The following is a 21,839-nucleotide window of genomic DNA, read 5'->3' on the forward strand; positions in this document are numbered from 1 at the left end:
CCGTTTTTGTGGCGTTCGCCGGGTGGCTGTCACCGAATTGTGCGTAGAGTCCCCGTGTGAAGGCTCAGATAGTGGTTGTCGTGTTCGCGATAATTGGCGTGCTGGCGACGGTGTTCACCGTCTACCGAGTCACCGCGGATGTGATGTCGGACCAGATCGTGGTGAGTTGTAGTCGGCAAGGCAACACGGAGTACTGCGTGTACCACCGCACAACGCCAGGACTGTTGGCCACCGAGCACGACATCGTCATCGGGACCTCGCCCAATCGTGGACTGCTTTACAACGTCCCTTACCCGGCAGCCGAGGTCCATGTGACTTGGGCGGCCGACACCGGACTGCTGACGATCGCGATGCCCGGCACCGCGCTGACCATCACACCGGACGAATACCTCGACACCAGGTAGCTCGACTCGGTCATTGCGACACGGGTTCGTCGATGGTGTCGGCGGGCGTTTCCGGGTTGCCCAGAGGGACGGGCGGGGTGGGTTCGCCGAGGCGGACGGTGATTACTCCGATGAGGATCAGGGCGCCGCCCAGTAGTTGGATGGGGCGAGGGGCTTCGCCTAGGAGGAGCCAGGCGAAGATGAGGGCGGCTAGGACTTCGGTGAGGGCTACGAAGGAGGCCAGGCGGGAGCCTAGGTGGCGGGTGGCGGCGATGCCGGTGACGTAGGCGATGGCGGCGGTGACTATGCCGATGAGCAGGATCGGGATCCACCAGGGGGTGGTGAAATCGGCGAAGACGGCGGGGTTTGTGGTGGCGTGTAGGGGGACGATGCCGAGGGCGCCGGCGAGGAGCAGGGTCGCGCCGCCGATCAGGAGGCCGCCTGCGGCCAGGACGGTGCCGGGGAGTTCGCCGCCTTCGGCGGACAGCAGGAAGTACGTGGCGGCACCGACCATCGAACCCAGTGCCCACACGATCCCGATCGGATCGAGCGACACCCCGGACAGCACGTCCAGGACCAGGATCAGCCCGGTGATACCGAGGGCGGCGCCCGCGATGGTAGCCGCGCCCGGCCGCTGACGATGACGCGCCCACAGCCAGCCGACGATGGCGATCGGGGCAGCGAATTCGATCAGCAACGCGGTGCCGACCTCCATGCGCGCGACCGCGTTGAAGTAGGCGAGTTGGGTGCCCGCCACGGCGATCAAACCGTAGACCGCGATGAGCCTGGCGTTGGCACGCACCAGCGGCCAGTTGCCTTTCAACTGGTGAATTGCCAAGGGCAGCAGGACAACTCCGGCGAGCAACACGCGTGCCGCGACGACCGCGGCCGCACTCCACCCCGCGTCCATGAGTCCGCGCGCGAGCGGCCCCGACATGCCGAACGAGGTCGCCGAGGCGAGAGCGAACAGCAACCCGGTTCGGATCCGGCTCGCCGCGCGGTCATGAGTCAAAGTGTCCATGACTAATGACGGTAAGCGCGATGAGGTAATGTGTCAACATGGTTTTTGCTCATGACACCGAAGCGGCCCTGCTGGCGGCGGTAGAACTGGTCAATTCCGCCGAAGATCCAGACACCTTGACCGAAACGGCCCAGCTCGAAGAGTTCTTCCACCGGCACGACTACACGGGCGTGCACACCGGCGATCCCGCCGAACTGGCCGCCGTCCGCGCCCTACGCGCGCCCCTGCGGAGCATGCTCACCAGCGACCGAGCCACCGCCGTCACCTTGGTGAACGAGACGCTGGCCGAACATCGCGCTCTCCCGCAACTGGTCCGCCACGGCGACGTCGACTACCACGTGCACGCCGTCCCGAACCAGGCTCCACTGCCGGTCCGCATCGCCGTCGAAACCGCCATGGCCATGATCGACGTGATCCGCGCCGACGACCTCAGCCGCCTGTCGGTCTGCGCCGACGCGGACTGCCAGGGCCTGGTACTGGACCTGTCCCGCAACCGATCCCGCCGTTACTGCAGCACCGCCTGCGGCAATCGCAACGCCGTCGCGGCCTATCGCGCGCGACAACGCTGAAGACCTGTGCTGTCAGCCCAGCGCACGCACCTTCGGACACTTCTTGCCCGCCAGATGACACTTGTCCTCGAACCCCGACGGCAACCACGCCCCGGACTTCAACAGCGGATGATGCGGAAAATGCCGCAGCGCCCCGGTGACGAAAAGCAGTGCCGCCCACGGCGTATGGACCTGTATCTGCTGCCACTTGCCGTCCCGGTCGGGAAACCGACACCCGATCCGGTCCGGCGCGGTGAGGTCGATCGACTCGAGCGCCGACCAGTGCAGCGAGAACGACCGCTCGGGATTGGTCAGATGTAATCGCCGGTCCGAGATCATCACCGACCCGGCCCGCTCGAGCACCCATCGAGTGGTACGCCACGTGTACCAGTTGACCGGCCCGTCGGCCAGACACACCTCACCGGGCTGCATCCGCACCCGCGTCGCCGCAGCCGGAATCAACGCGACCTCCCCACGCGCCAGCAGATCCGCCACCCCGCACGTATACAGCAGGTAGTCGTCGAACCACGTCCACCCGGCCTGCTCGGCCAGCGCGCGTTCGATGTCGGCCAGCGGGTCGAACACCATCTCCATCACCACCCACCCGTGCGGATTCCTCTGCTGTTCACGGTAGCGGAAAGGGGTGACAACCTGCGGTGCTGTAGGCGGGGTCGCCCCACCGGTTCAGGTCATGGTGCCCGTCGATTCGGCGCCGGATCGCGGCCGTCGCGCGAACTCCGGCGCGTGCTCCGGGCGCAGTCCGATGCCGCCGAGATAGGCGGTGAGACCGGCGAGCGCGGGCACGGAGTCCACCAGGCGCAACGGCAGGGGAGCGGTGTGCAGGGTTCCGCGCAGCGCGGGCGCGATGAGCATGTCGTGCTCGCCGCGCTGGGATCGCTGGGTGAAACTCGCGGGCAGCCGCCGCCTGCGCTGCACCTTGTCCAGGTCGGCGGTCTGCACGGTGCCGTCGAGCAGTGGCTGCGCCAGGATGCGCGCGGCCGCCACGGCGTCCTGGACGGCGAGGTTCACGCCGACGCCGCCGACCGGTGACATCGTGTGCGCGGCATCGCCGATGCACAGCAGTCCGGGCACGTACCACCGTTCGAGCATGCCGACGGTGACCTCGAGCAGCACGACGTCGTCCCAGGTCTGGATGGCTGCCGTCGACTCGGCGGGCCAGCCGAACAGTTCGGTGATGCGATCGCGCAGCCACGCCACGTCGTGTGCGGCACGAAGCTGTGCGTCGCAGCCCTTTTCGATGATGTAGCCGGTTTGGTAGTAGTCGCCGCGGTCGATGGCGACGGCGGAGTTGCCGTTGGTGAAGCGGGCTTGCACGGCCCCGCCGTCGGTGTCGTCGACGGCTTTCGGGATGCGGAAGAACCACATGTCCATCGGCACGTCCTCCATCTGCTGCCGCAGTCCCGCTGCCTCGCGCGCCACGGAATCGCGTCCGTCGCAGGCGATCACGAGGTCGGCGTGCAGAGCCTGTTCGTTGCCGTCGGCGTCGACGTAGCGCACGCCGGCCACTCGGTCCGCCTCGTCGATCAGTCCGGTCACGGTCGAGCGCATCCGCAAAGTGAAGGTCGGCTCTTCGGCTGCGGACCTGGTCAGCAGGTCGAGGAAGTCCCATTGCGGCACCATGGCGATGTGCCGGTACCTGCCGGGAATGCGCGTGAGGTCGGCGGCCACGACCATGCGGTCGCCCGCGTACATGCGCATCCGGGTCAGCTCGGAGCGTGGCAACTCGGCGAATGCGGCGCCCAGGCCCAGTTCGTCGATCAGTCGAATGGTGGACGGGTGCACCGTGTCGCCGCGGAAGTCTCGGAGGAAGTCGGAATGTTTTTCCAGCACAGTGACTTCGACGCCGGCTCTGGCCAGCAGCAGGCCGGTCATCGTGCCCGCGGGGCCACCGCCGACGATGCAACACGTGGTCTTGTCCATGAGTTTCCCCCTGCGATCGGTCCCACCAACAGGTCTACGACAAAGCGTAGTAGTAGCGATCGAAGAATGTCCACAGTTTCGCCGAAGGGGTTGACCGACGAGCATCCTCGCGCAATACTGAACTAGATGGTTCAGTATGACTTCCTAGACGCCTCGTTCGGGGCGCTCGCGGACCCCACCCGGCGGGGCATCCTCGAGCAGCTCGGGCGTGGGCCCGCCAGTGTCAGTGAGTTGGCGCAACGGTTCGAGATGACGTTGACCGGCATCTCCAAGCACATCGGGCTGCTCGAGGACGCGGGCATGGTGGTCACCGAGAAGCGTGGGCGGGTTCGGTATTGCCGAATCGGCGAGCATGTCTTCGATCGTGAGGTGGCCTGGATGCAGGGTTACCGGCAGATGCTGGAAGCCCGGATGGACCGTCTCGGTGAATTCCTGCAACGAACGGAGCCACAGCAATGAGCACCACGATCAAGGACGCGGTCGTCACCTCCACCTCCGACCGCGAAGTCCACATCGAACGCGATTTCGACGCACCGCTGGACCGGGTGTGGGACGCCTACAGCCGCATCGAGCAACTGTCGCGCTGGTGGGGTCGCGGCCATGTGCTCGACGTCGAACGCTGGGAGTTCCGCAAGGGCGGCCACTGGCGTTTCGTCGAACACGAAGGCGACGAAGCCTACGGTTTCGAAGGCCGCTTCCGCGAGATCACCCCGAAGGAACGCATCGTGCAGTCCTTCGAATGGGACGGTATGCCCGCCCACATCAGCATCGACACCACCACCTTCACCGACCTGGGCAACGGCCGCACCCGCGTCACCACCGACGGCATCTTCCACACCGCCGAGGAATGCGCGGGGATGCTCGCCTCCGGCATGGAAGGCGGCCTCAACGAGAGCTACCGCGCGCTGGACGCCCTGCTGGCCGAAAACCGCTGAGCGTGACCATCAGTGGCGGCGGTGCTCATGTGGCGCCCCCATCGCTGGGAGGCGCGGTGATCGTGGTCGGGCGCGACAGGTCGGATCGCCCCTCGTAGATGGCGATCTTGTAGTCGAGCACGGCCACGGTCTGCTGTAGTTCCGCGATCTTGTCGAGCACGTCGGATCGGGTCTGCCGAAACATGGCCAGCCGGTCCGGGTAGGTCTGTTCACCTGCCCGGACCAGTTCGGCGTAGCGGATCATGTCGGCTACCGGCATACCGGTCAGGCGTAGTCGCCCGATCAGTGCCAGCCATTCCAGGTCGCGGTCGCTGAACCGGCGGTTGCCGGTGTGGTCGCGGCCGATGTAGCTCATCAGCCCGATCCGTTCGTACCAGCGCAGGGTGTCGCGGCTGAGACCCGTCCGTTCGGCCACCTGGCCGATCGAATACTTCGGGCGCTCGTGTTCATTGCCGTCGGTCCGCGCGACCGCGTCCTGATCCATCGTGACTCGTCCCTTCCCGTGGAACTTCCTCAGACGCTATCGACCTGGAGTGCACTCCAAGCAAGCCTCGATTCCACAGGTGCGGCGAAGTCAGCTGTAGTCGGGCAGCTCCTGGACGGCCCACTTGTTGCCGTCGGGGTCGGCGAAGAAGGTGAACAGGCCCCAGCCCATGTCTTGGACGGGGGTTGCTTCGACGCCGGCCGCGGTGAGTTGTTCGTAGGCTTTTTGGGCGCTGGGCACGACCATCTGCATGCCCTCGACGCTGCCGGGTGCGGCGCTGGTGAGGCCGGTGCCGATGCAGATCGAACAGCCCGAGCCCGGTGGGGTGAGTTGTACGAAGCGGATGTCCGGGCTCGGGGTGTGGTCGTGATCGGCGTTGAAGCCGATACTGACGTAGAAGTCTTTGGCCCGGTCGACGTCGGTGACCGGGATGGCAACGAGTTCGATTTTCCAATCCATGCGAGCAAGCATGACACCGGGGACCGACAGAAACGTAGTGTGGATCACATGGCTGGTAAGGACATCGACCGCGTCAGGGCCCGCTCGGCTTGGGAAACGGTCAAGGAGAGCCCGGTGATCACCGCGATCGCGGTGGCACCGGCGGTACTCGTGCTCGGGGTGGTCTGGTGGTTGACGAACGGTTTCGTCGCCTTCGTACTGCTGGCGTTACTGGGCGTCGGCATCGTCGTCGGAGGCAAGTTACTGAAGTAGGCCCATCGCTGAGGTGAGTTCAGCGTGGCACGTGAAAGGACGTGAGTTCGCCCGTGCCGGTGCCGATCTGCGCCCACGGCAGGTCGAATTCGAGCACCGCCAGCGCCGAGGTGGGGAACTTGCGGCTCAGTTCGGTGGCCTGATCGGATTCGCGGTTGCCCGCCAGTTCCCATGCGGTCCAGGGGATTCCGGGCACGTGACCTACCAGCAGCAGCGTCGAGATGGAGTCGTCGGTGAGGCCGATCAGTTCCATGAGCGTGTGCGGGTTCGCGTCGTAGATGTCGTCGGTGTATTCGACCGGCGCGGTGATGCCGGTGGCCGCCAGGGTCTGCCTGGTGCGTTCGGCGGTGGAGCAGCGCACGGCGTCGATCGGGGGTTGGGTGGCGCGTAGCCAGTCGCCTGCCAGCGCCGCCTCGCGTTCGCCGCGTGGTGCCAGCGGGCGCGCGTGGTCGGCCACATTGTCGGGGTAGGCCGATTTTCCGTGCCGCATCAAGATCAGTGTCGACGCCATGGGACCACCGTAATGCCGGGCAGCGGTGAGGTCGCGGTCACACTCGAGGCACACTGAAAGCTGCGTCACCGTCGATGTGTTCGTGGCCGAGCAAGCCGCGGGCCGCGTCGAGGGCGTCTCGAGCTCCCGACCACACATTTCGAGGATCTGCACCTATGGCCTACGTCATCACGCAGCGTTGTTGCAACGACGCCAGCTGCGTCACCGAATGCCCGGTCGATTGCATCCGCCCGACTCCGGACCAACCGGAGTTCGCCACCGCGGAGATGCTGTACATCGACCCCGACACCTGCATCGATTGCGGTGCCTGCGTCGACGCGTGCCCGGTGGACGCGATCTTCTCCGAGGATGACCTGCTGGCCTCGCTGTCTCGGTATCGCGAGATCAACGCCGCCTACTTCCAGCGTCACCCGCTCGAGTCGAACTTCGACCCGCTGACCACGCCGACGCGCCCGCCGAAGAGTCTGGGCACCTTGCGCGTGGCGATCGTCGGCGCGGGCCCCGCGGCTTGCTATGCCGCCGACGAACTGCTGCGGCGCAGCGATGTCGAGATCGAGATGTTCGACCGGCTGCCGACGCCGTGGGGTCTGGTCCGCGCGGGCGTGGCGCCCGATCACGCGGGCACCAAGGGCGTGGCGGAGATGTTCGAGTCGGCGTTCCGGCGCGACACGCTGCAGTACTACCTCAATGTCGAGGTCGGTGAACACATCGACCACGCCGAGCTCCTGGACCACCATCACGCGGTGATCTACGCCGTCGGCGCCTCGAGTGACCGTTCGCTCGACATTCCCGGTGAGGACCTGCCCGGCAGTCATTCGGCCACGGAGTTCGTGGCCTGGTACAACGGCCATCCCGACTTCGCCGATCGCGAGTTCGATCTGTCCGGCGAGCGGGCGGTGATCGTGGGCAACGGCAATGTCGCCCTCGATGTGGCCCGCGTGCTCACCGCCGACCCCGACGAACTCGCCAAGACCGACATCGCCGACCACGCTCTGGACGCACTGCGCCGCAGCAACATTCGCGAGGTCGTGATCCTCGGCCGCCGTGGCCCCCTGCAAGCCGCCTACAGCTCCCCGGAGTTCCTGGCCCTGACCCATCGCAAGGGCATCGACGTGATCGTCGACCCCGCCGAGATCGAACTCGACCCGCACAGTCGCGCGATCCTCGACGACCCGAACATCGAACCCTCGCTGCGCTTGAAGTACGAACTGGCGCAAGAGTATTCGACCGCGGAATCGGACCCGGCGAACAAGCGGATCGTGTTCCGCTACCTCGCCACCCCGACGGCGGTCCACGGCACCGACGCGGTCACCGGGATCGAATTCGTCCACAACGAATTGACTTCCGACAACGGTCAATTGGTGGCCACCCCCACCGACCGCACCGAAACCCTCGACACCGGGCTGGTCCTGCGCTCGATCGGCTACCGCGGCGAACCCGTCGCGGGCCTGCCCTTCGACGACCGTCGCGGCACCGTCCCCAGCGAACACGGCCGAGTCATCGACGCGACCGAACCCCTTGCGGGCGTCTACGTTTCGGGCTGGATCAAACGCGGCCCACGCGGCGTGATCGGCTCCAACCGCGCCGACGCCGAGGAAACCGTGGAAGCCCTGATCGCCGACTTCATCGGGGGCAAACTCACCGCCCCGACCGGCGACCGCGCCGCCCTGCGCGCCCTGCTGGCCCAACGCCAACCCGACCTGGTCGACCGCAAAGCCTGGAAAACCATCGACCAGGCCGAAAAAGCCGCAGGCAAGGCAGCGGGCCGCCCCCGCGTCAAGTTCACCACCCGCGCCGACCTGCTGAAGGCCGCAAAGGGTTAGCCGTCACCCCGGCAGGGCCCCAAATCCCTGCCGGGCGCCGGATCTTGTTCTCGGCGCGCCTCCGCCGATGGACTGACCGAAGGGTGCGACGAAGGAGTGCCCGTAGGGAGGGAAGAGGTGGAGTTCAGCGCCGAGAACCGCGGCACCAGCCGCAAATCTACACAGGCAGCGGCATGATTTTGACGACTGTTGTCGTGACCCCACCGACCACGAACCACAGTCGCAGCACCATCTGCCCGGTCCGGTCGCCCGGTTCGTACCGTGCGCGCACAGTGATGTGTTCGCGTGCCAGCACCGGCGCCACGTACTCGATCACCGCCCGATGCGGCCCCGCGACCAGCTTCGGGTAGTCGACCAGGAACTGTTCCACGGCCTGCCAGTAGCAGGCGTTGTTCACGTGGTTGAACTGGTCGATGTCGGTGGCGCGGACCGGGAACGGCAGGTCCTTCTCGGATTCGCGGGGTGCCGGATCGGTGAGGTAGGGGCGCCAGCGCAGGCGGTGTTCGTCGGTGGAGCGGGCGAGGTAGGCCAGGCCGTCGTCGCTGATCCGGGAGGGCAGGTTGCTGGATTCGCTGAGGTTGATCCAGAATCCCTCGGTTTCGATCAGGCCGCCGTCCTGGCTGGTGATCCGCGTGCGCATGTTCGTCCAGCGCGTCGACATCGACGAACACCAGCGTTCGAGGTGGACGTGGTCGGGCCAGGTGATCGGGCGGATCACGTCGATGACGGTGCGCCGCACGATCCAGGTGGGATCGGTCAGGTGCAGCGCCGTCTGCGTCAGTTCTTCCCAGGCGATATCGGACAGATAGCGCGATACCGCGTCCAGGCGCAGTCGCTGATAGGGATCCACGTCGCCGACCCGGACGGGCCACGCCGTGGCGAAACCCGTGCCCTCCGTGGGTAGCGGGGCCAATGGCTGATCGAGTGACACGTGTGCTCCTTGCGCGGCCCACCAGGTGCGCCGCGACTTCTTGCGTAGTTCTGCCCACGACTTTACGGGTCGCAGATCACACCTTCTCGGCGAGTCGGGACTACCGGTACCGGGTGTCGGTCACGAAGGGGTACCCGTGGCGGTTGGCTTACATGACAGACCTGTCCGTACCCGGGTAGCCTGCAGTAATGGCCGGCGGAGCGATGGCGGGCTCGATGTTCGGGCGCTATGAAATTCGCAGACTTCTCGGAGTCGGCGGTATGGGGGAGGTCTACGAGGCGTACGACACCTCCAAGAATCGGGTAGTCGCCCTCAAGATGCTCAACCGCGAACTGGCCGTTGACCCCACTTTCGTGCAGCGCTTCCGCCGCGAATCACAGGCCATGGCCAGCGTGCAGGAACCGCACGTCATCCCGGTGCACGACTGGGGCGAGGTCGACGGTGTTCTTTATATCGACATGCGCCTGGTCAAAGGCGTGGACCTCAAGGAACGGCTGCTGCAGTACGGCAGGCTCACCCCCGTCGAGGCGGTGCAGGTGGTGGAGCAGATCGCGTTCGCGCTGGACGCCGCGCACGAGGTCGGCCTGATCCACCGCGACGTGAAACCCGGCAACATCCTGCTCACCGGCAACCTGTTCGCCTACCTGGTCGACTTCGGCATCGCCCACACCGCCACCGACCCGCAGCTCACCAGCGCGGGCAGCGCCGTGGGTTCGATGGCCTACATGGCGCCGGAACGATTCGACAGCGTGCCGATGTCGCCGTCCATGGACACCTACGCGCTGACCTGTGTGCTGTACGAATGCCTGGTCGGCCGGGTGCCGTTCCCGGTGAACAGCCTCGCGGGCGCGATCGGCTCGCACCAGATGGCGCCCCCGCCCCGCCCCAGCGCCGCGGACCCGAGCCTGACCACCTTCGACGCGGTCATCGAACGAGGCATGGCCAAACGTCCCGCCGACCGCTACGCGTCCCCCGTCGACCTGGCCCGGGCGGCCCGTGCGGCGGTCCTGCAGGCCGAACGTTCCACTCCGCCAACGGTATCGGGCCCGCGACTGTCGATCACCGGCGCGCACCCCTCACCGTCCCGAACAGATGACCCGAATTCCCCGCCGACGACCCGGGGCTCCGCAGTCGTACCCGCCGACCCGAACTCCCCGCCCACAACTCGCGGTTCGGCAGTCGTACCCGCTGACCCGGACTCCCCACCGGAAACTCGCGGTTCGGAAGCTGTGTCGGCCGACCCGAGCTCCCCACCGGCTCGCGGTTCCGCCGACCTGAGCTCCCAATCGGCTCGTGGTTCGGCAGCCGCGTCCGCCGACCTGAACTCCCCACGTCCGGCCGACCCGAGTTCTCCGGCGCCGAGGAGTTCGGTCGGGCCGAGCTTTCCCGCGCCGAGGCGAGGCGCTGCGGCGTCCTCCGACCTGAAGAACCCACTGACATCGCGCGCTTCATCCCCCGACGCGAACGCCAGGCCCGGCCAGCACTCCTCCGACCCGCTCGCGAAGCCCCTGGCCTGGAGCGCATCCGCGGACCCTCTGCTGTCCGCCGGACTGGACCACCACGGCGCCAGACCGGCCAGCCCGATACGCCGGGACCCCGACGGCCCCCACTCGACCCGCCGGGTCACCGGCCCCGAGTCGACCCGTCGAGTAACCGGCCCCGACGCGGACCCCGCCCCCTCGTCGACCGCGCACCGGGCGACCACCCCCGATCCCGCCCGCTTCCAAGCCACCCAGCGCGGCCTCCCGACCCGCTCCGGCTACACCCACCCGTCCGCTCCGTTACCCCTTCCCTCGCAACGCAATTCGTCGACCCCGATCCTGGCCGGTGCGCTGGGCGCGCTGATCGTGCTCGCCGCGATCGGTGCGGCGGTCTGGATCATGTTGAGCATCAACGACAATCAGCAAAGGCTCGCCGAGCCCCCCGCGTCGACCTCCGACGGCGCACTGCCGCCGATGGACGTGGTGACCGTGAGCCAGACCGTCCCCGACGGCCCCACCAAAACCACTGTCCCCCCGCTGCAATCGCGCGTGTCCGGCGCCGATGGCCAGGGTTTCCTCAGCTCGGCCCCCCGCTGCAACGACAACGATGCCGCGATGACCATCGCCCGCACCACCCACTCGCGAGTGGTCATCTGCCACACCGGCGATCAGCGCTACTACTACAAGGGCGTGCGCCTCAGCGACGGCAGCCACATCGAAATCGACGATCCGGTGCCCAACGGCGACGGCGCGTTCATCGCGACCAACTACAAAGACGGCACCCAGTACCTGCTCAGCGCCTACGGGCTCACCATCGCGGTCCCGGGCAATGAGCCGATCACCGAGTCAGTGACCGAGTTCGCCCATCGCTGACCCCGTCGCCGGGTTATGTTCGCGACAGCAATGTCTGTGAGAGAGGTGTCGGAAATGCGCGCAGCCCAGGTCAGCAAGTTGGACGGACCGTCGGCGATCGAGATAGTCGATCTGCCCGAACCGGTGGCCTACCCGGGCGGAGTGCTGATCGACGTGCACGCCGCGGGCATCGCCTTCCCCGACGTGCTGATGACGCGCGGCCTCTACCAGATGAAGCCGGGCCTGCCGTTCGTCGTCGGCGGCGAGGTGGCCGGTGTCGTGCGCGAGGCCCCGGAGGGTTCGTCGCTGCGCCCCGGCGACCGGGTGGCCGCGCTGACCATGCTGGGCAACGGCGTCGCCGAGGTCGCGGTCTCACCCGAGCACGCGGTGTTCCGCCTGCCCGACAACATCTCCCTCGAAGCGGGCGCGGGCGTGCTGTTCAACGACCTCACCGTCCACTTCTGCCTGACCAAGCGCGGCCGACTGGCCGAGGGTGAGACGGTGCTGGTGCACGGCGCGGCAGGCGGTGTCGGCACCTCGACCCTGCGCATGGCCAAGGCGCTGGGCGCGGGCCGGGTGATCGCGGTGGTCAGCACCGACGCGAAAGCCCAGGTGGCCAAGGCAAACGGCGCCACCGATGTGGTGCTGACCGACGGCTGGCTCGCCGCGGTGAAGGACCTGACCGACGGTCGCGGCGTCGACATCGTCCTGGACCCCGTGGGCGGCGACCGCTTCACCGACAGCATCCGTTCGCTGGCAGGCGGCGGCCGACTGCTGGTGGTCGGCTTCACGGCGGGGGACATCCCGACGGTGAAGGTGAACCGCCTGCTGCTCAAGAACGTCGAGGTCGTCGGCGCGGCCTGGGGCGAATGGGTGATGAGTCACCCCACCTACCTGGCCGAACAGTGGGCCGAGATCGAACCACTGCTCGCCTCCGGCGCGATCACCGCCCCCGACCCGGTCCTGTACCCCCTCGACAGCACCGCGGAAGCCGTTGCGGCCCTGGACGAGCGGACCGCCGCGGGCAAGATCGTCGTCCAACTGCGATGAGCCCGGCGTAATCGACCAATCGGCCGCGTTTCAGTCGGAATTCGGGGTTGAACGCGGCGAAGTGGTCGATTACGCCGGTGTTCGGTCGGCGGGGTTGGCACGACAGGCAGATGGAGGAATCGAATGCAGGTGTCGAATCGGGTGTTGAACCGGACATTGCTCGCCCGCCAGCACCTCCTGGAACGCTGCACCCTGACCGCCGCCGACCTGTGCGATCACCTGGTCGGCCTGCAAGCCCAAGACGTCACGCCCCCGTTCGTCGGATTGTGGAGCCGGATCACCGATTTCGACCCGGACACGGTGTCCGCGGGTCTGGAGGACCGTTCGCTGGTGCGAATCACGTTGATGCGCGGCACAATTCACCTGGTCACCCCGCCTGACGCCCTACGCATCGCACCGCACATCCAGCCGGAACTCGAGAAAATCCCGTTCCGTGCGGGATTCAACTTCGGCGCGATGGTCGGCCTCGACCCCGACGAGGTCCGTCAGCGGGGTGAGGCGGCGCTCGGCGACGAGCCGAAGTCGGCGGCCGACCTTCGCGCCGAAGCCGCCCGCTGCTACCCCGACCGCGACGCCGGCGCCGTCCTGCAGACCTGGCTCTACCAACTTCCCGTCCTGCAGACACCGCCGCGCGGCCGGTGGCGCGACAACAGCCGGCCGGTCTGGTCGCGCGTGCAGCCGTGGCTGCGCGCACCGCTGGACCCCACCTACCCGGTGGAAGAACTGATCCTGCGCTATCTGCGCGCCTTCGGCCCGGCGAGCACGATGGACATGCAGGCCTGGTCGCGCCTGCCCGCGATGAAGAAGCCCGTCGCCGCGCTGGGCGACCGGTTGCGCACCTACACCGACGCTCGCGGCCGCACCCTCTACGACGCCGCCGACCTCGAACTCGCCGACCCCGACCTGCCCGCCCCGGTCCGGCTGCTCGGCTGGTACGACAACGCCCTGCTGGCCCACCAGGACCGCACCCGGATCACCGGCGACGACAATCCGCCCACCCTGCGCGCCTTCGCCACCAATGTCTCGCCGGTCCTGATCGACGGTTTCACGGCCGGGATGTACAAGATCTTCGTCAAATCCGGGACCGCCCGACTGCGGATCAGCCCGATACGTCAGTGGACGAAAACCGAAGCGGCGCAAGTAGAACTAGAAGCGGCGGCCCTGCTGGCCTTCCTGGAACCTGAGTCCGAACCCTCGGTCGAGATCTTGCTCCCCGGCGCGGACCTTCGCCTGTGACACATCTTTAACCCCCAAGCAACAACCGCTTTCTAAGGTCGTCCCCACGACGTTCATGGCTGCAACGGACGCCGCGCTGCGCTGAAAACGGCGAGCTAACCAGCCGCATCCCGAAAGAGGTGCGCGCATGGATTCTGCCGCGTCCGTCGTCATCACCGACGTCACCGTCTACACCGAGCAGGGTTGGACTCCCGGCGAGGTCGTGGTCCGTGACGGTGTCGTAGTCGCCCTGCAAGCCGGGCCCGAGCACGCCGATCTGCCCCGTTCGAACGGTGGCGGCGGCTACCTGCTGCCCGGTTTCGTCAACACCCACACCCACCTGCAGCAGGCGGTTCTGCGTGGGGTCGGCGAGGGCCTGCCGCTGCTGGAATGGCTGCGGTGCGTGGGCGAGCACACCGTGGCCGCCACCCCGGAACAGACCTATCTCTCGGCGCTGGCCGGTGGTCTGGAACTGCTGCGCAGCGGTGTCACCACGGTGGTCGAACACATGTGGCCCAGCCCGTCCGACGAGGTCCACCAGGCCATGATCCGCGCGCTGCGGGAACTCGGCATCCGCGTGGTCCTGGGCCGTGGCATCGCCGACCGCGCCGACATCACCCGCAAGTGGGGCCTCGACCCGCGCCTCATGCAGCCGTTGGACGAAGCACTCGCGCACGTCGACGAACTCGACAAGCAGCTGCTCGGCACCCGCATCACCACCGCCCTGGCCGTGCCGAACCCGCGCTGCCTCACCCCCGAGGGCATGGCGACCACCCGCGAATACGCGCAGGCCACGGGCAAAACGGTGTCGATACATGTCCTGGAAACCACCACCGACGACGACATGTGCCGATTGCATGCAGGCGCTTCCGCCGTGGATTACCTCGACGCCAGCGGTTTGCTCTGGGACCGCACCCTGGCCGTGCACTGCGTGAACCTCGACGACCACGGCCGCAAACTGTTCGCCGAACGCGGTGTGGCCGTGTCCTACAACCCGGTCTCCAACATGCGCCTCGGCAGCGGCGTCGCCCCCGTCCCGGCGATGTTGGAAGCGGGCATCGACGTCACCCTCGGCGTGGACGGCGCGGCCAGCAACGACACCCAGGACATGCTCCTGGCCCTGCGCATCGGCGCATACCTGCAGCGTGCGGCCCACAAGAAGGCCGACCTGCTCGGCTTCGAACAGATGCTGCACATGGCCACCGGCGCGGCAGGCCGGGTACTGGGCCGTCCCTCACACACCGGCATCGCGATCGGCGACCGCGCCGACCTCACCCTCGTGCGCTTCGACCGCGACTTCGCCTGCCTGCCGGTTCTGGACCCCGGCGCCACCCTGCTCACCGCCGCGTCGCCGCGCGTGATCGACACCGTGTGGGTCGACGGCGAGGCCGTGATCCGCGACGGCGTGAGCACGCGGGTCGATCACCAGGATCTCGCGCAACGCCTGATCCGCATGCGCTGACAGTTAATCCATCCGAAACGAACGACACATTGCATGTAATCCGACTCGTTAACACTGAACGAGCCCAAAGGTTGCACGCAACACCGATATACCGCAGGAGAAGGTGATCACGGTGACGCTCTACGACACGGTGAACGACGCCGACGCGAGGACGCTGATGTCCGGCATGGAGGTTTCCTTCGCCGGTGTAGGCAAGCGCTTCGGTGGCGAAGACGGCACGCTAGCCCTGACCGACATCGACCTCGACATCCGCCAAGGCGAATTCGTCGCAGTGGTCGGCCCGTCCGGCTGCGGCAAGTCCACGCTGCTCCGCCTGGCCGCCGGACTCGAGCCGGTGAGCTCGGGAGCCGTTGCGGTGCGCACGAATTCGATCGGCTTCATCTTCCAGGAAGCCACGCTGCTGCCCTGGCGCAAGGTGCGGCGCAATGTCGAACTCTCGGCCGAACTGGCCGGCGTCGACCGCAAGACGCGTCGCGAACGGGTCGAGCGGGCGATCGAAGCCGTCGGCCTGGCGGACTTCGCGAACAAGCTGCCCAGCCAACTGTCGGGCGGTATGCGTATGCGCGTATCCCTGGCACGCGCGCTGTCGCTGGAACCGCGCCTGATGCTCCTCGATGAACCGTTCGGCGCCCTGGACGAAATGACCAGGCTGAACATGCAGGAAGAGCTACTTCGCCTCTACCGCGACAACGCCTTCACCGCTCTGTTCATTACCCACTCGGTCTCCGAAGCGGTGTTCCTGGCCTCGCGCGTAGTGGTGATGTCGGCGCGACCCGGCCGCATCCACGAGGTCATCGACGTCGACCTGCCCTACCCGCGGGACCGCGAACTGCGGTTCGAACCCGCCTTCACCGAACTCGTCTCCCGAATCTCGCGCTCGCTGAAAGAGGCTGCCTGATGGTGAGTATCGCCGCGCGTGCCGCCGCCCCGGCCACGTCCAAGAAGACCGAACTGCCGCTGGCGCAGTTGCAGAAAGTCGGCAAAGCGCTTGTCGCGCCGATGGTTTCGATCACCTTGGCGCTGGCCGCCTGGTACGCGGTGTCGATGCTGGTGCTCAGCGAAAGCCGCCGCTTCCTGCTGCCGCCGCCGCACGTGGTGTTCAGCGAATCGCTGGGTGACCCGAAGAAGCTCGAGGTGATGCTCGAAGCGCTGGGTGTCACCGCCAAGGTCGCGATCACCGGCCTGCTGATCTCGGCGGTGCTGGGTGTGGCGATCGCGGTGCTGATGAGCCAGGCGAAGCCGATCGAGAATGTCGTCTACCCGTATGCGGTGGTGCTGCAGGCGATCCCGGTCCTCGCTGTAGTTCCGCTGATCGGCTTGTGGCTGGGCTACGGCTTCGCCGCCCGCACCACCGTGTGCGTGCTGATCGCGATCCACCCGATCATCGCGATGACCCTGTTCGGCATCAAATCCGTCGACGGCAACCTCCAAGAACTGTTCACCCTCGGCCGAGCGGGTCGCCTGCGTCGCCTCTGGTCGCTGCAACTGCCCGCCGCGCTGCCCTCGACCCTGACCGGATTGCGCACCGCCGCAGGACTTTCCGTCACCGGCGCCATCATCGGCGACATGTTCTTCGCACAGGGCAAACCCGGCATCGGCACCCTGCTAGACACCTACCGCGCCCGCCTGCAATCCGAGGATCTGATCGGTGCGCTGCTGCTGGCCGCCCTGTTCGGTGTGCTCGTGTTCACCGTGTTCACCGTCATCCAGAAGGTCAGCGTCGGCCGCTGGCACAACTCTGCTCACTAAGGACCATCATGAAGACAGTTCCCTTGCGTCGCATCGGTATTGCCGCGCTTGCTGTGCTGCTGGCCGGCACCGCGTCCGCCTGTTCCGACGACACCTCGAACGCCCCCGCCGTCGCGCTGGAACCGGCCCCCGCCGAACAGCAGCTCGCCGGTGCCTGCCCCGCCACGGTGGTCGTGCAGCTGCAGTGGGCGCCCGAAACGGACTCCGGCCCGATCTTCGGACTGCTGGGCCCCGGCTACACCGTCGACGCCGACAACAACAAGATCACCGGCCCGCTGGTGGCCAACGGCAAGGACACCGGCGTGAAGCTGGAGATCCGCGCGGGCGGCCCCGCCATCGGCTTCCAGACCGTGCCCTCGCAGATGTATGTCGACTCCAGCATCACGCTGGGTCTCGCGCATTCCGAGCACGCCATCTCCGCGGCCGGTAAGCAGCCGATCGTCGCGGTCACCACACTGCTGCGCAACAGCCCGCAGATGCTGATGTGGGACCCCAAGACCAACCCCGACTGGAAGGGCATCGCCGATATCGGCAAGTCCGGCAAGCCGGTGGTGGTGTCGAAGGGGCAGCTGTACCCGGAGTGGTTGATCGCGCGCGGCCTGGTGCAGCGCGAGCAGATCGACGCCTCCTACGACAACTCGCCCTCGCGTTTCGTCACCGATCCGTCCTTCGCCCAGCAGGGTTTCGCCAACGCTGAACCGTTCACCTACGAGCACGAAGTGCGCGCCTGGAACAAGCCCGTCGGCTACCAGATGCTCAAGGACGTCGGCTACGAGGGTTACGCCCGCACCGTGAATGTGCGCGCCGACAAGCTCGCCGAACTGCGCCCGTGCCTGCAGAAGCTGGTGCCGATGATCCAGCAGGCCACCGCCTCGTTCAAGGCCGACCCCAAGCACGTCAACGAGGTCGTCGTCGACGTGGTCGAGCAGAACCCCAAGCTCAACCCGTACAGCATCGAGCTGGCCGAATTCGGTTCCAAGGCCCTGATCGACGGCGGCCTGATCGGCAACGACACCGACGGCGTGCTCGGCAGCTTCGACGAGGCCCGCATCCAACGCATCATCGACGAATTCGGCCCCATCCTGCGAGCGGGCGGCGCGAACGTGCCCACTGGCCTGACCGCCAAGGACCTGGTCACCAAGGAATTCCTCGACCCCGCCATTTCCGTCACCGGCTAAGGAGACACCCCATGACCACCAGTTACGACATGTCCGAAGTCTCGCGCGAGAAGCAGATGGGCGGGCTCGGTAGGGAAACCACCGACCGCGAGATCCGCGTCATCGACCTGTCCGACTTCGACAATCGCCGCGCGCAGATCACCGAAGAGCTGTGGGCCGCCGCCACCGAGATCGGCTTCTTCCAGCTGTCGGGCCACGGCATCGAGCAGCACCTGATCGACGAGATGTTCGGCACCACAGCCGATTTCTTTGCACTGCCCGAAGAGGTCAAGGGCCAGTACCCGCTGGTCAAGAAGAACAACGCCGGGTGGGAGAGTCTGAGCCAGGTGCGCCCGTCCATCGGCGTGCCGGATCAGAAGGAGTCCTACCAGGTCACCCGGCCGCACATGGCCAACCTGTGGCCGACCGACGCCGAGCTGCCCGGATTCCGTTCGCGGGTACTGGATTTCGAGAACAAGGCCTGGGAAGTGGCGATGCGGGTGCTGTCCTGCTTCGCCGACCGTCTCGGCTTCGAACGCGAATACTTCACTGCCGCACACGATCCCGGCTCCGAGAACTACCAGAGCGCGCTGCGACTGCTGCACTACTTCGCCGTTCCCGAAGAACTGCGCGGCGTGCCCGGACGCTGGCGTGCCGGTGCCCATACCGACTTCGACTGCCTCACACTGCTTTTCCAGCGTGACGGTCAGGGTGGGCTGCAGGTGTGCCCCGGCAAGGAGATGGAAGAGCAGGAGTGGACGTCGATCACGCCGTCGTCGAGCCTGATCACCTGCAATATCGGTGACATGCTCACCCGGTGGAGTGACGACCTGCTGCCGTCGAACTTCCACCGCGTGCGCAGCCCCGGCGAAGGCGAATACCAGGGTGAGCGCTACAGCATCGCCTATTTCGCGCAGGCCGACCGCGACGCGATCATCCAGGGCCCGGAAGGCAAGTACCCGCCCGTCACCGCCGCGGACTTCCTGACTCAGCGGGTGCAGGCGAACTACCGGCCACAGGGATAATCACCGCAACACCCAACGGAAAGGACCACCTGCGATGACCGAAGACAGCACCTCTTCGCTGCTCGGCCAGTCTGTCCATCGGCAGATCAGGCAGATGGTCCTGTCCGGCGAACTGACCCCGGGCCAATCGCTGAGCGTGCCGGCGCTGGCGACCAAGCTCGGGGTCAGTCGCAGTCCCGTCCGCGAAGCGGTACAGCAGCTGATCTACGAGGGTCTGGCAGTGAGCGCACCGCACGCGGGCGCCAAGGTGGCCGCCGTCGACGACGAGCGCATCCGCGATGTCCTCGCGGTCCGCGCCGCCCTCGACGGTCTCGCCGCAGCCGCCGCGGCCACCCGCCTCACCGAAGCCGACCTGGACAAACTGACCGGCATCATCGCCGCTCAGGAAGCCAATCTCGACGATGCCACCGACGCCACCCGCGACGCCCAACTCGACCTGGAATTCCACACCTTCATCCGCGACGCCTCCGGCAACGCCTGCGTGGTCGACGAACTGGCCCGCCTGGAAGCCCAAGCCCACCTCTACCGCGGCGACCTGTGGTGCTCCGCCCGCAACCGCCGCGTAGCCCTGCGCGAACACCGCCGCATCGTCGAAGCCCTCGAATCCGGCCATGCCGACTCGGCCCGCGCGGCCGCGGAAGCCCACGTCCAGGGCTTGCTGACCCGCCTCGCCCGGCAGTGAGCGCCCACTCAGGGGTACACGGCTGGGGCCATCGCTTCTCGGCACCGCGCAAGCGCTGGCTCGCTCAGCGCTGATCCCGATAGGCGGGCGCTTTCGCCGTCCCGGCCGGGGTCAACGTGTGCAGCAACGGCATAGTCCGCCGCGCCACCACCGTCGACAGCACCACCACGCTGTGCGACCGCACCACCGACCCGGTCGAATCGATACTCAACAACACCGCCTGCAACCCAGCATGTGAATCCGCCCCGATGCGACACAGCACATCCCCGGAGCCCGTCGTCGCGTACGCCTCGATCACCCCCGGAATCGCCGTGAGTTCCGCACTCACCGTGTCCAGCGCCCCCTGCGCGATCTCCAATGTCACGAACGCCTGCACATCGAAACCCGCTGCGGTGACGTCGATATGGGGGTCGTAGGACGCGATCACCCCCGATTCCTCCATCCGGTTGATCCGCGCCTGCACCGTCGCGCGCGCCACCTTCGTGCGCCGGGACAGCTCGAGAATCCCGGCCTTCTGAAACTGGTGCATCGCGGTGAGGATCGCCAGGTCCAGTTCGTCCAATTTCGCGGGCGTGCGCATGTGCTGACCTCCGGGTCCGGTTGCTATTCAAATTGTCCACCATCTGCCCGATTCCGGTGGCTTCTTATGCCAGCCTGTTCAGGCGCACATGAAGTAGTTGCTCAGCTACACCGCGACGCGTTCTCCTTGGTCATGACCATTGAGCAGCAGCTCGTCGGGCTGATCGAGCACGACGACAGCGTCGATCCGTTTCCGGTGATCGGGTGGGACGCCCTGGTGTGGGTCGTGGGCAACGCGACCCAGAGTGCCCACTTCCTCCAGTCCGCGTTCGGGATGCGCCTCGAGGCGTACTCGGGACCCGAGACCGGCAACCGCGACCACAAGGCGTTCGTGCTGCGCAGCGGGGGAGCGCGGTTCGTGATCACCGGCGCCGTCGATCCCGACAGCCCGCTCGTGCAGCACCACGACCGGCACGGTGACGGCATCGTCGACATCGCCCTCGAGGTCCCCGATGTGGACCGCTGCATCGCCTGGGCCCGCGACCACGGCGCCACCGTCCTGGTCGAACCCCACGACGAGACAGACGAATTCGGCACCGTGCGGTCGGCCGCCATCGCCACCTACGGCGAAACCCGGCACACCCTGATCGACCGCTCCGGCTACGTCGGGCCGTATCTGCCCGGCTATATCGCGCGCACCTCCACTCGAGAGCCGAGCAAGCGGGTGTTCCAGGCGATCGACCACGTGGTCGGCAATGTGGAACTGGGCATGATGGACCGCTGGGTCGACTTCTACCGGGGCGTCATGGGTTTCACGAACATGGCCGAATTCGTCGGCGACGACATCGCCACCGAGTACTCCGCGCTGATGAGCAAGGTCGTGGCCAACGGCAACCACCGCGTGAAGTTCCCGCTCAACGAACCCGCGGCGGGCCGCAAGCGTTCGCAGATCGACGAGTACCTCGAGTTCTACCGCGGCCCCGGCGTGCAGCACATCGCGCTGGCCACCGGCGACATCCTCGAAACCGTCGACGCCCTGCGCGCGCAAGGGGTGGAATTCCTGCAAACTCCCGACACCTATTACGAGGACCCGGAATTGCGCGCCCGCATCGGCGCGGTGCGCGTGCCCGTGGACGAACTGCAACGCCGCGGCATCCTGGTCGACCGCGACGAAGACGGCTACCTGCTGCAGATCTTCACCCGCCCGCTGGTCGATCGCCCCACCGTGTTCTTCGAACTCATCGAGCGACACGGCTCACTCGGTTTCGGAAAAGGCAACTTCAAGGCCCTTTTTCAGGCGATCGAACGCGAACAGGAGGCTCGCGGCAATCTGTGAGGCCGTGCGGTGAACCATTAGAG

24 protein-coding genes are annotated in these 21,839 nt (G+C 66.9%); 16 read left to right on the forward strand and 8 right to left on the reverse strand.

Translation table 11 applies throughout. The annotated features are described in order from the left end of the window. The first annotated feature begins 80 nt into the window (after positions 1–80). Positions 81–404 carry a hypothetical protein gene (locus tag ACFWU5_RS08875; RefSeq protein WP_379266658.1) on the forward strand — a complete coding sequence of 108 codons (324 nt, stop codon included), beginning with the start codon at positions 81–83 and terminating at the stop codon, positions 402–404. 10 nt (positions 405–414) lie between these two features. On the opposite strand, the gene ACFWU5_RS08880 is transcribed toward ACFWU5_RS08875, so the two are convergent. Further along, on the reverse strand, positions 415–1,404 hold the full coding sequence (locus ACFWU5_RS08880; RefSeq protein ID WP_379266659.1) for a DMT family transporter: 990 nt from the start codon (positions 1,402–1,404) through the stop codon (positions 415–417). Positions 1,405–1,442: 38 nt separating this feature from the next. Here ACFWU5_RS08880 and ACFWU5_RS08885 point away from each other — a divergent pair, with 38 nt between their 5' ends. Continuing rightward, a complete protein-coding gene (locus tag ACFWU5_RS08885; protein WP_379266660.1) occupies positions 1,443–1,973 on the forward strand; it encodes a CGNR zinc finger domain-containing protein in 531 nt (176 codons plus the stop codon). Positions 1,974–1,985: 12 nt separating this feature from the next. On the opposite strand, the gene ACFWU5_RS08890 is transcribed toward ACFWU5_RS08885, so the two are convergent. Continuing rightward, a complete protein-coding gene (locus ACFWU5_RS08890; protein WP_379266661.1) occupies positions 1,986–2,540 on the reverse strand; it encodes a hypothetical protein in 555 nt (184 codons plus the stop codon). A gap of 96 nt (positions 2,541–2,636) precedes the next feature. Further along, the gene (locus tag ACFWU5_RS08895; RefSeq protein ID WP_379266662.1) at positions 2,637–3,893 is read right to left on the reverse strand and encodes an FAD-dependent oxidoreductase; all 1,257 of its coding nucleotides are present in this window, start codon (positions 3,891–3,893) and stop codon (positions 2,637–2,639) included. A gap of 126 nt (positions 3,894–4,019) precedes the next feature. Here ACFWU5_RS08895 and ACFWU5_RS08900 point away from each other — a divergent pair, with 126 nt between their 5' ends. After that, positions 4,020–4,352, forward strand: a complete 333-nt coding sequence (locus ACFWU5_RS08900) for an ArsR/SmtB family transcription factor (RefSeq protein ID WP_379266663.1) — start codon at positions 4,020–4,022, stop codon at positions 4,350–4,352. Next, on the forward strand, positions 4,349–4,828 hold the full coding sequence (locus ACFWU5_RS08905) for an SRPBCC family protein (RefSeq protein WP_379266664.1): 480 nt from the start codon (positions 4,349–4,351) through the stop codon (positions 4,826–4,828). The genes ACFWU5_RS08900 and ACFWU5_RS08905 overlap by 4 nt, the downstream gene beginning before the upstream one ends. Positions 4,829–4,853: 25 nt before the next feature. Here ACFWU5_RS08905 and ACFWU5_RS08910 read toward each other — a convergent pair whose 3' ends face one another. Beyond that, positions 4,854–5,312 (reverse strand): MerR family transcriptional regulator, encoded by a 459-nt coding sequence (locus tag ACFWU5_RS08910; RefSeq protein ID WP_379266665.1) that lies wholly within the window; start codon positions 5,310–5,312, stop codon positions 4,854–4,856. Positions 5,313–5,402: 90 nt separating this feature from the next. After that, entirely contained in the window at positions 5,403–5,771 is a 369-nt protein-coding gene (locus tag ACFWU5_RS08915) for a VOC family protein (RefSeq protein WP_379266666.1), read from the reverse strand. A 48-nt stretch (positions 5,772–5,819) separates the two neighbouring features. Here ACFWU5_RS08915 and ACFWU5_RS08920 point away from each other — a divergent pair, with 48 nt between their 5' ends. Beyond that, positions 5,820–6,023 carry a hypothetical protein gene (locus ACFWU5_RS08920; RefSeq protein WP_379239676.1) on the forward strand — a complete coding sequence of 68 codons (204 nt, stop codon included), beginning with the start codon at positions 5,820–5,822 and terminating at the stop codon, positions 6,021–6,023. Positions 6,024–6,042: 19 nt separating this feature from the next. Here ACFWU5_RS08920 and ACFWU5_RS08925 read toward each other — a convergent pair whose 3' ends face one another. Continuing rightward, the gene (locus tag ACFWU5_RS08925; protein WP_379239677.1) at positions 6,043–6,534 is read right to left on the reverse strand and encodes a SixA phosphatase family protein; all 492 of its coding nucleotides are present in this window, start codon (positions 6,532–6,534) and stop codon (positions 6,043–6,045) included. A gap of 155 nt (positions 6,535–6,689) precedes the next feature. On the opposite strand from ACFWU5_RS08925, the gene ACFWU5_RS08930 reads away from it, so the two are divergent. Beyond that, positions 6,690–8,357, forward strand: coding sequence for an FAD-dependent oxidoreductase (locus ACFWU5_RS08930; protein WP_379266667.1), 1,668 nt, complete (start codon positions 6,690–6,692; stop codon positions 8,355–8,357). Between the two features lie 157 nt (positions 8,358–8,514). Here ACFWU5_RS08930 and ACFWU5_RS08935 read toward each other — a convergent pair whose 3' ends face one another. Beyond that, positions 8,515–9,288 (reverse strand): acyl-[acyl-carrier-protein] thioesterase, encoded by a 774-nt coding sequence (locus ACFWU5_RS08935; RefSeq protein WP_379239679.1) that lies wholly within the window; start codon positions 9,286–9,288, stop codon positions 8,515–8,517. Positions 9,289–9,476: 188 nt separating this feature from the next. On the opposite strand from ACFWU5_RS08935, the gene ACFWU5_RS08940 reads away from it, so the two are divergent. The 9 genes from ACFWU5_RS08940 to ACFWU5_RS08980 all read left to right on the forward strand — a co-directional run bounded on the left by ACFWU5_RS08940 (position 9,477) and on the right by ACFWU5_RS08980 (position 19,961). Continuing rightward, positions 9,477–11,642 carry a protein kinase gene (locus ACFWU5_RS08940; protein WP_379239680.1) on the forward strand — a complete coding sequence of 722 codons (2,166 nt, stop codon included), beginning with the start codon at positions 9,477–9,479 and terminating at the stop codon, positions 11,640–11,642. A gap of 54 nt (positions 11,643–11,696) precedes the next feature. Continuing rightward, the gene (locus ACFWU5_RS08945; protein WP_379239681.1) at positions 11,697–12,671 is read left to right on the forward strand and encodes an NADPH:quinone oxidoreductase family protein; all 975 of its coding nucleotides are present in this window, start codon (positions 11,697–11,699) and stop codon (positions 12,669–12,671) included. A 123-nt stretch (positions 12,672–12,794) separates the two neighbouring features. After that, positions 12,795–13,907, forward strand: a complete 1,113-nt coding sequence (locus tag ACFWU5_RS08950) for a winged helix DNA-binding domain-containing protein (protein WP_379239682.1) — start codon at positions 12,795–12,797, stop codon at positions 13,905–13,907. Between the two features lie 127 nt (positions 13,908–14,034). Next, a complete protein-coding gene (locus ACFWU5_RS08955; RefSeq protein WP_379239683.1) occupies positions 14,035–15,348 on the forward strand; it encodes an amidohydrolase family protein in 1,314 nt (437 codons plus the stop codon). 112 nt (positions 15,349–15,460) lie between these two features. After that, positions 15,461–16,246 carry an ABC transporter ATP-binding protein gene (locus ACFWU5_RS08960; RefSeq protein WP_379239684.1) on the forward strand — a complete coding sequence of 262 codons (786 nt, stop codon included), beginning with the start codon at positions 15,461–15,463 and terminating at the stop codon, positions 16,244–16,246. Further along, a complete protein-coding gene (locus ACFWU5_RS08965) occupies positions 16,246–17,097 on the forward strand; it encodes an ABC transporter permease (RefSeq protein WP_379239685.1) in 852 nt (283 codons plus the stop codon). The genes ACFWU5_RS08960 and ACFWU5_RS08965 overlap by 1 nt, the downstream gene beginning before the upstream one ends. Before the next feature lie 8 nt (positions 17,098–17,105). Then, entirely contained in the window at positions 17,106–18,275 is a 1,170-nt protein-coding gene (locus tag ACFWU5_RS08970; RefSeq protein ID WP_379239686.1) for a nitrate ABC transporter substrate-binding protein, read from the forward strand. Between the two features lie 11 nt (positions 18,276–18,286). Next, a complete protein-coding gene (locus ACFWU5_RS08975) occupies positions 18,287–19,279 on the forward strand; it encodes an isopenicillin N synthase family dioxygenase (RefSeq protein ID WP_379239687.1) in 993 nt (330 codons plus the stop codon). A gap of 34 nt (positions 19,280–19,313) precedes the next feature. Continuing rightward, the gene (locus tag ACFWU5_RS08980) at positions 19,314–19,961 is read left to right on the forward strand and encodes a GntR family transcriptional regulator (protein ID WP_379239688.1); all 648 of its coding nucleotides are present in this window, start codon (positions 19,314–19,316) and stop codon (positions 19,959–19,961) included. A 64-nt stretch (positions 19,962–20,025) separates the two neighbouring features. Here ACFWU5_RS08980 and ACFWU5_RS08985 read toward each other — a convergent pair whose 3' ends face one another. Beyond that, the gene (locus tag ACFWU5_RS08985) at positions 20,026–20,541 is read right to left on the reverse strand and encodes an Lrp/AsnC family transcriptional regulator (RefSeq protein WP_379239689.1); all 516 of its coding nucleotides are present in this window, start codon (positions 20,539–20,541) and stop codon (positions 20,026–20,028) included. Between the two features lie 132 nt (positions 20,542–20,673). Between ACFWU5_RS08985 and hppD the strand changes: the two genes are divergently transcribed. Then, on the forward strand, positions 20,674–21,816 hold the full coding sequence (gene hppD / locus ACFWU5_RS08990) for a 4-hydroxyphenylpyruvate dioxygenase (protein ID WP_379239690.1): 1,143 nt from the start codon (positions 20,674–20,676) through the stop codon (positions 21,814–21,816). The last annotated feature ends 23 nt before the right edge of the window (positions 21,817–21,839 follow it).

The sequence above is a fragment of the Nocardia sp. NPDC058640 genome (assembly GCF_042716995.1).
GTDB lineage: Bacteria > Actinomycetota > Actinomycetes > Mycobacteriales > Mycobacteriaceae > Nocardia.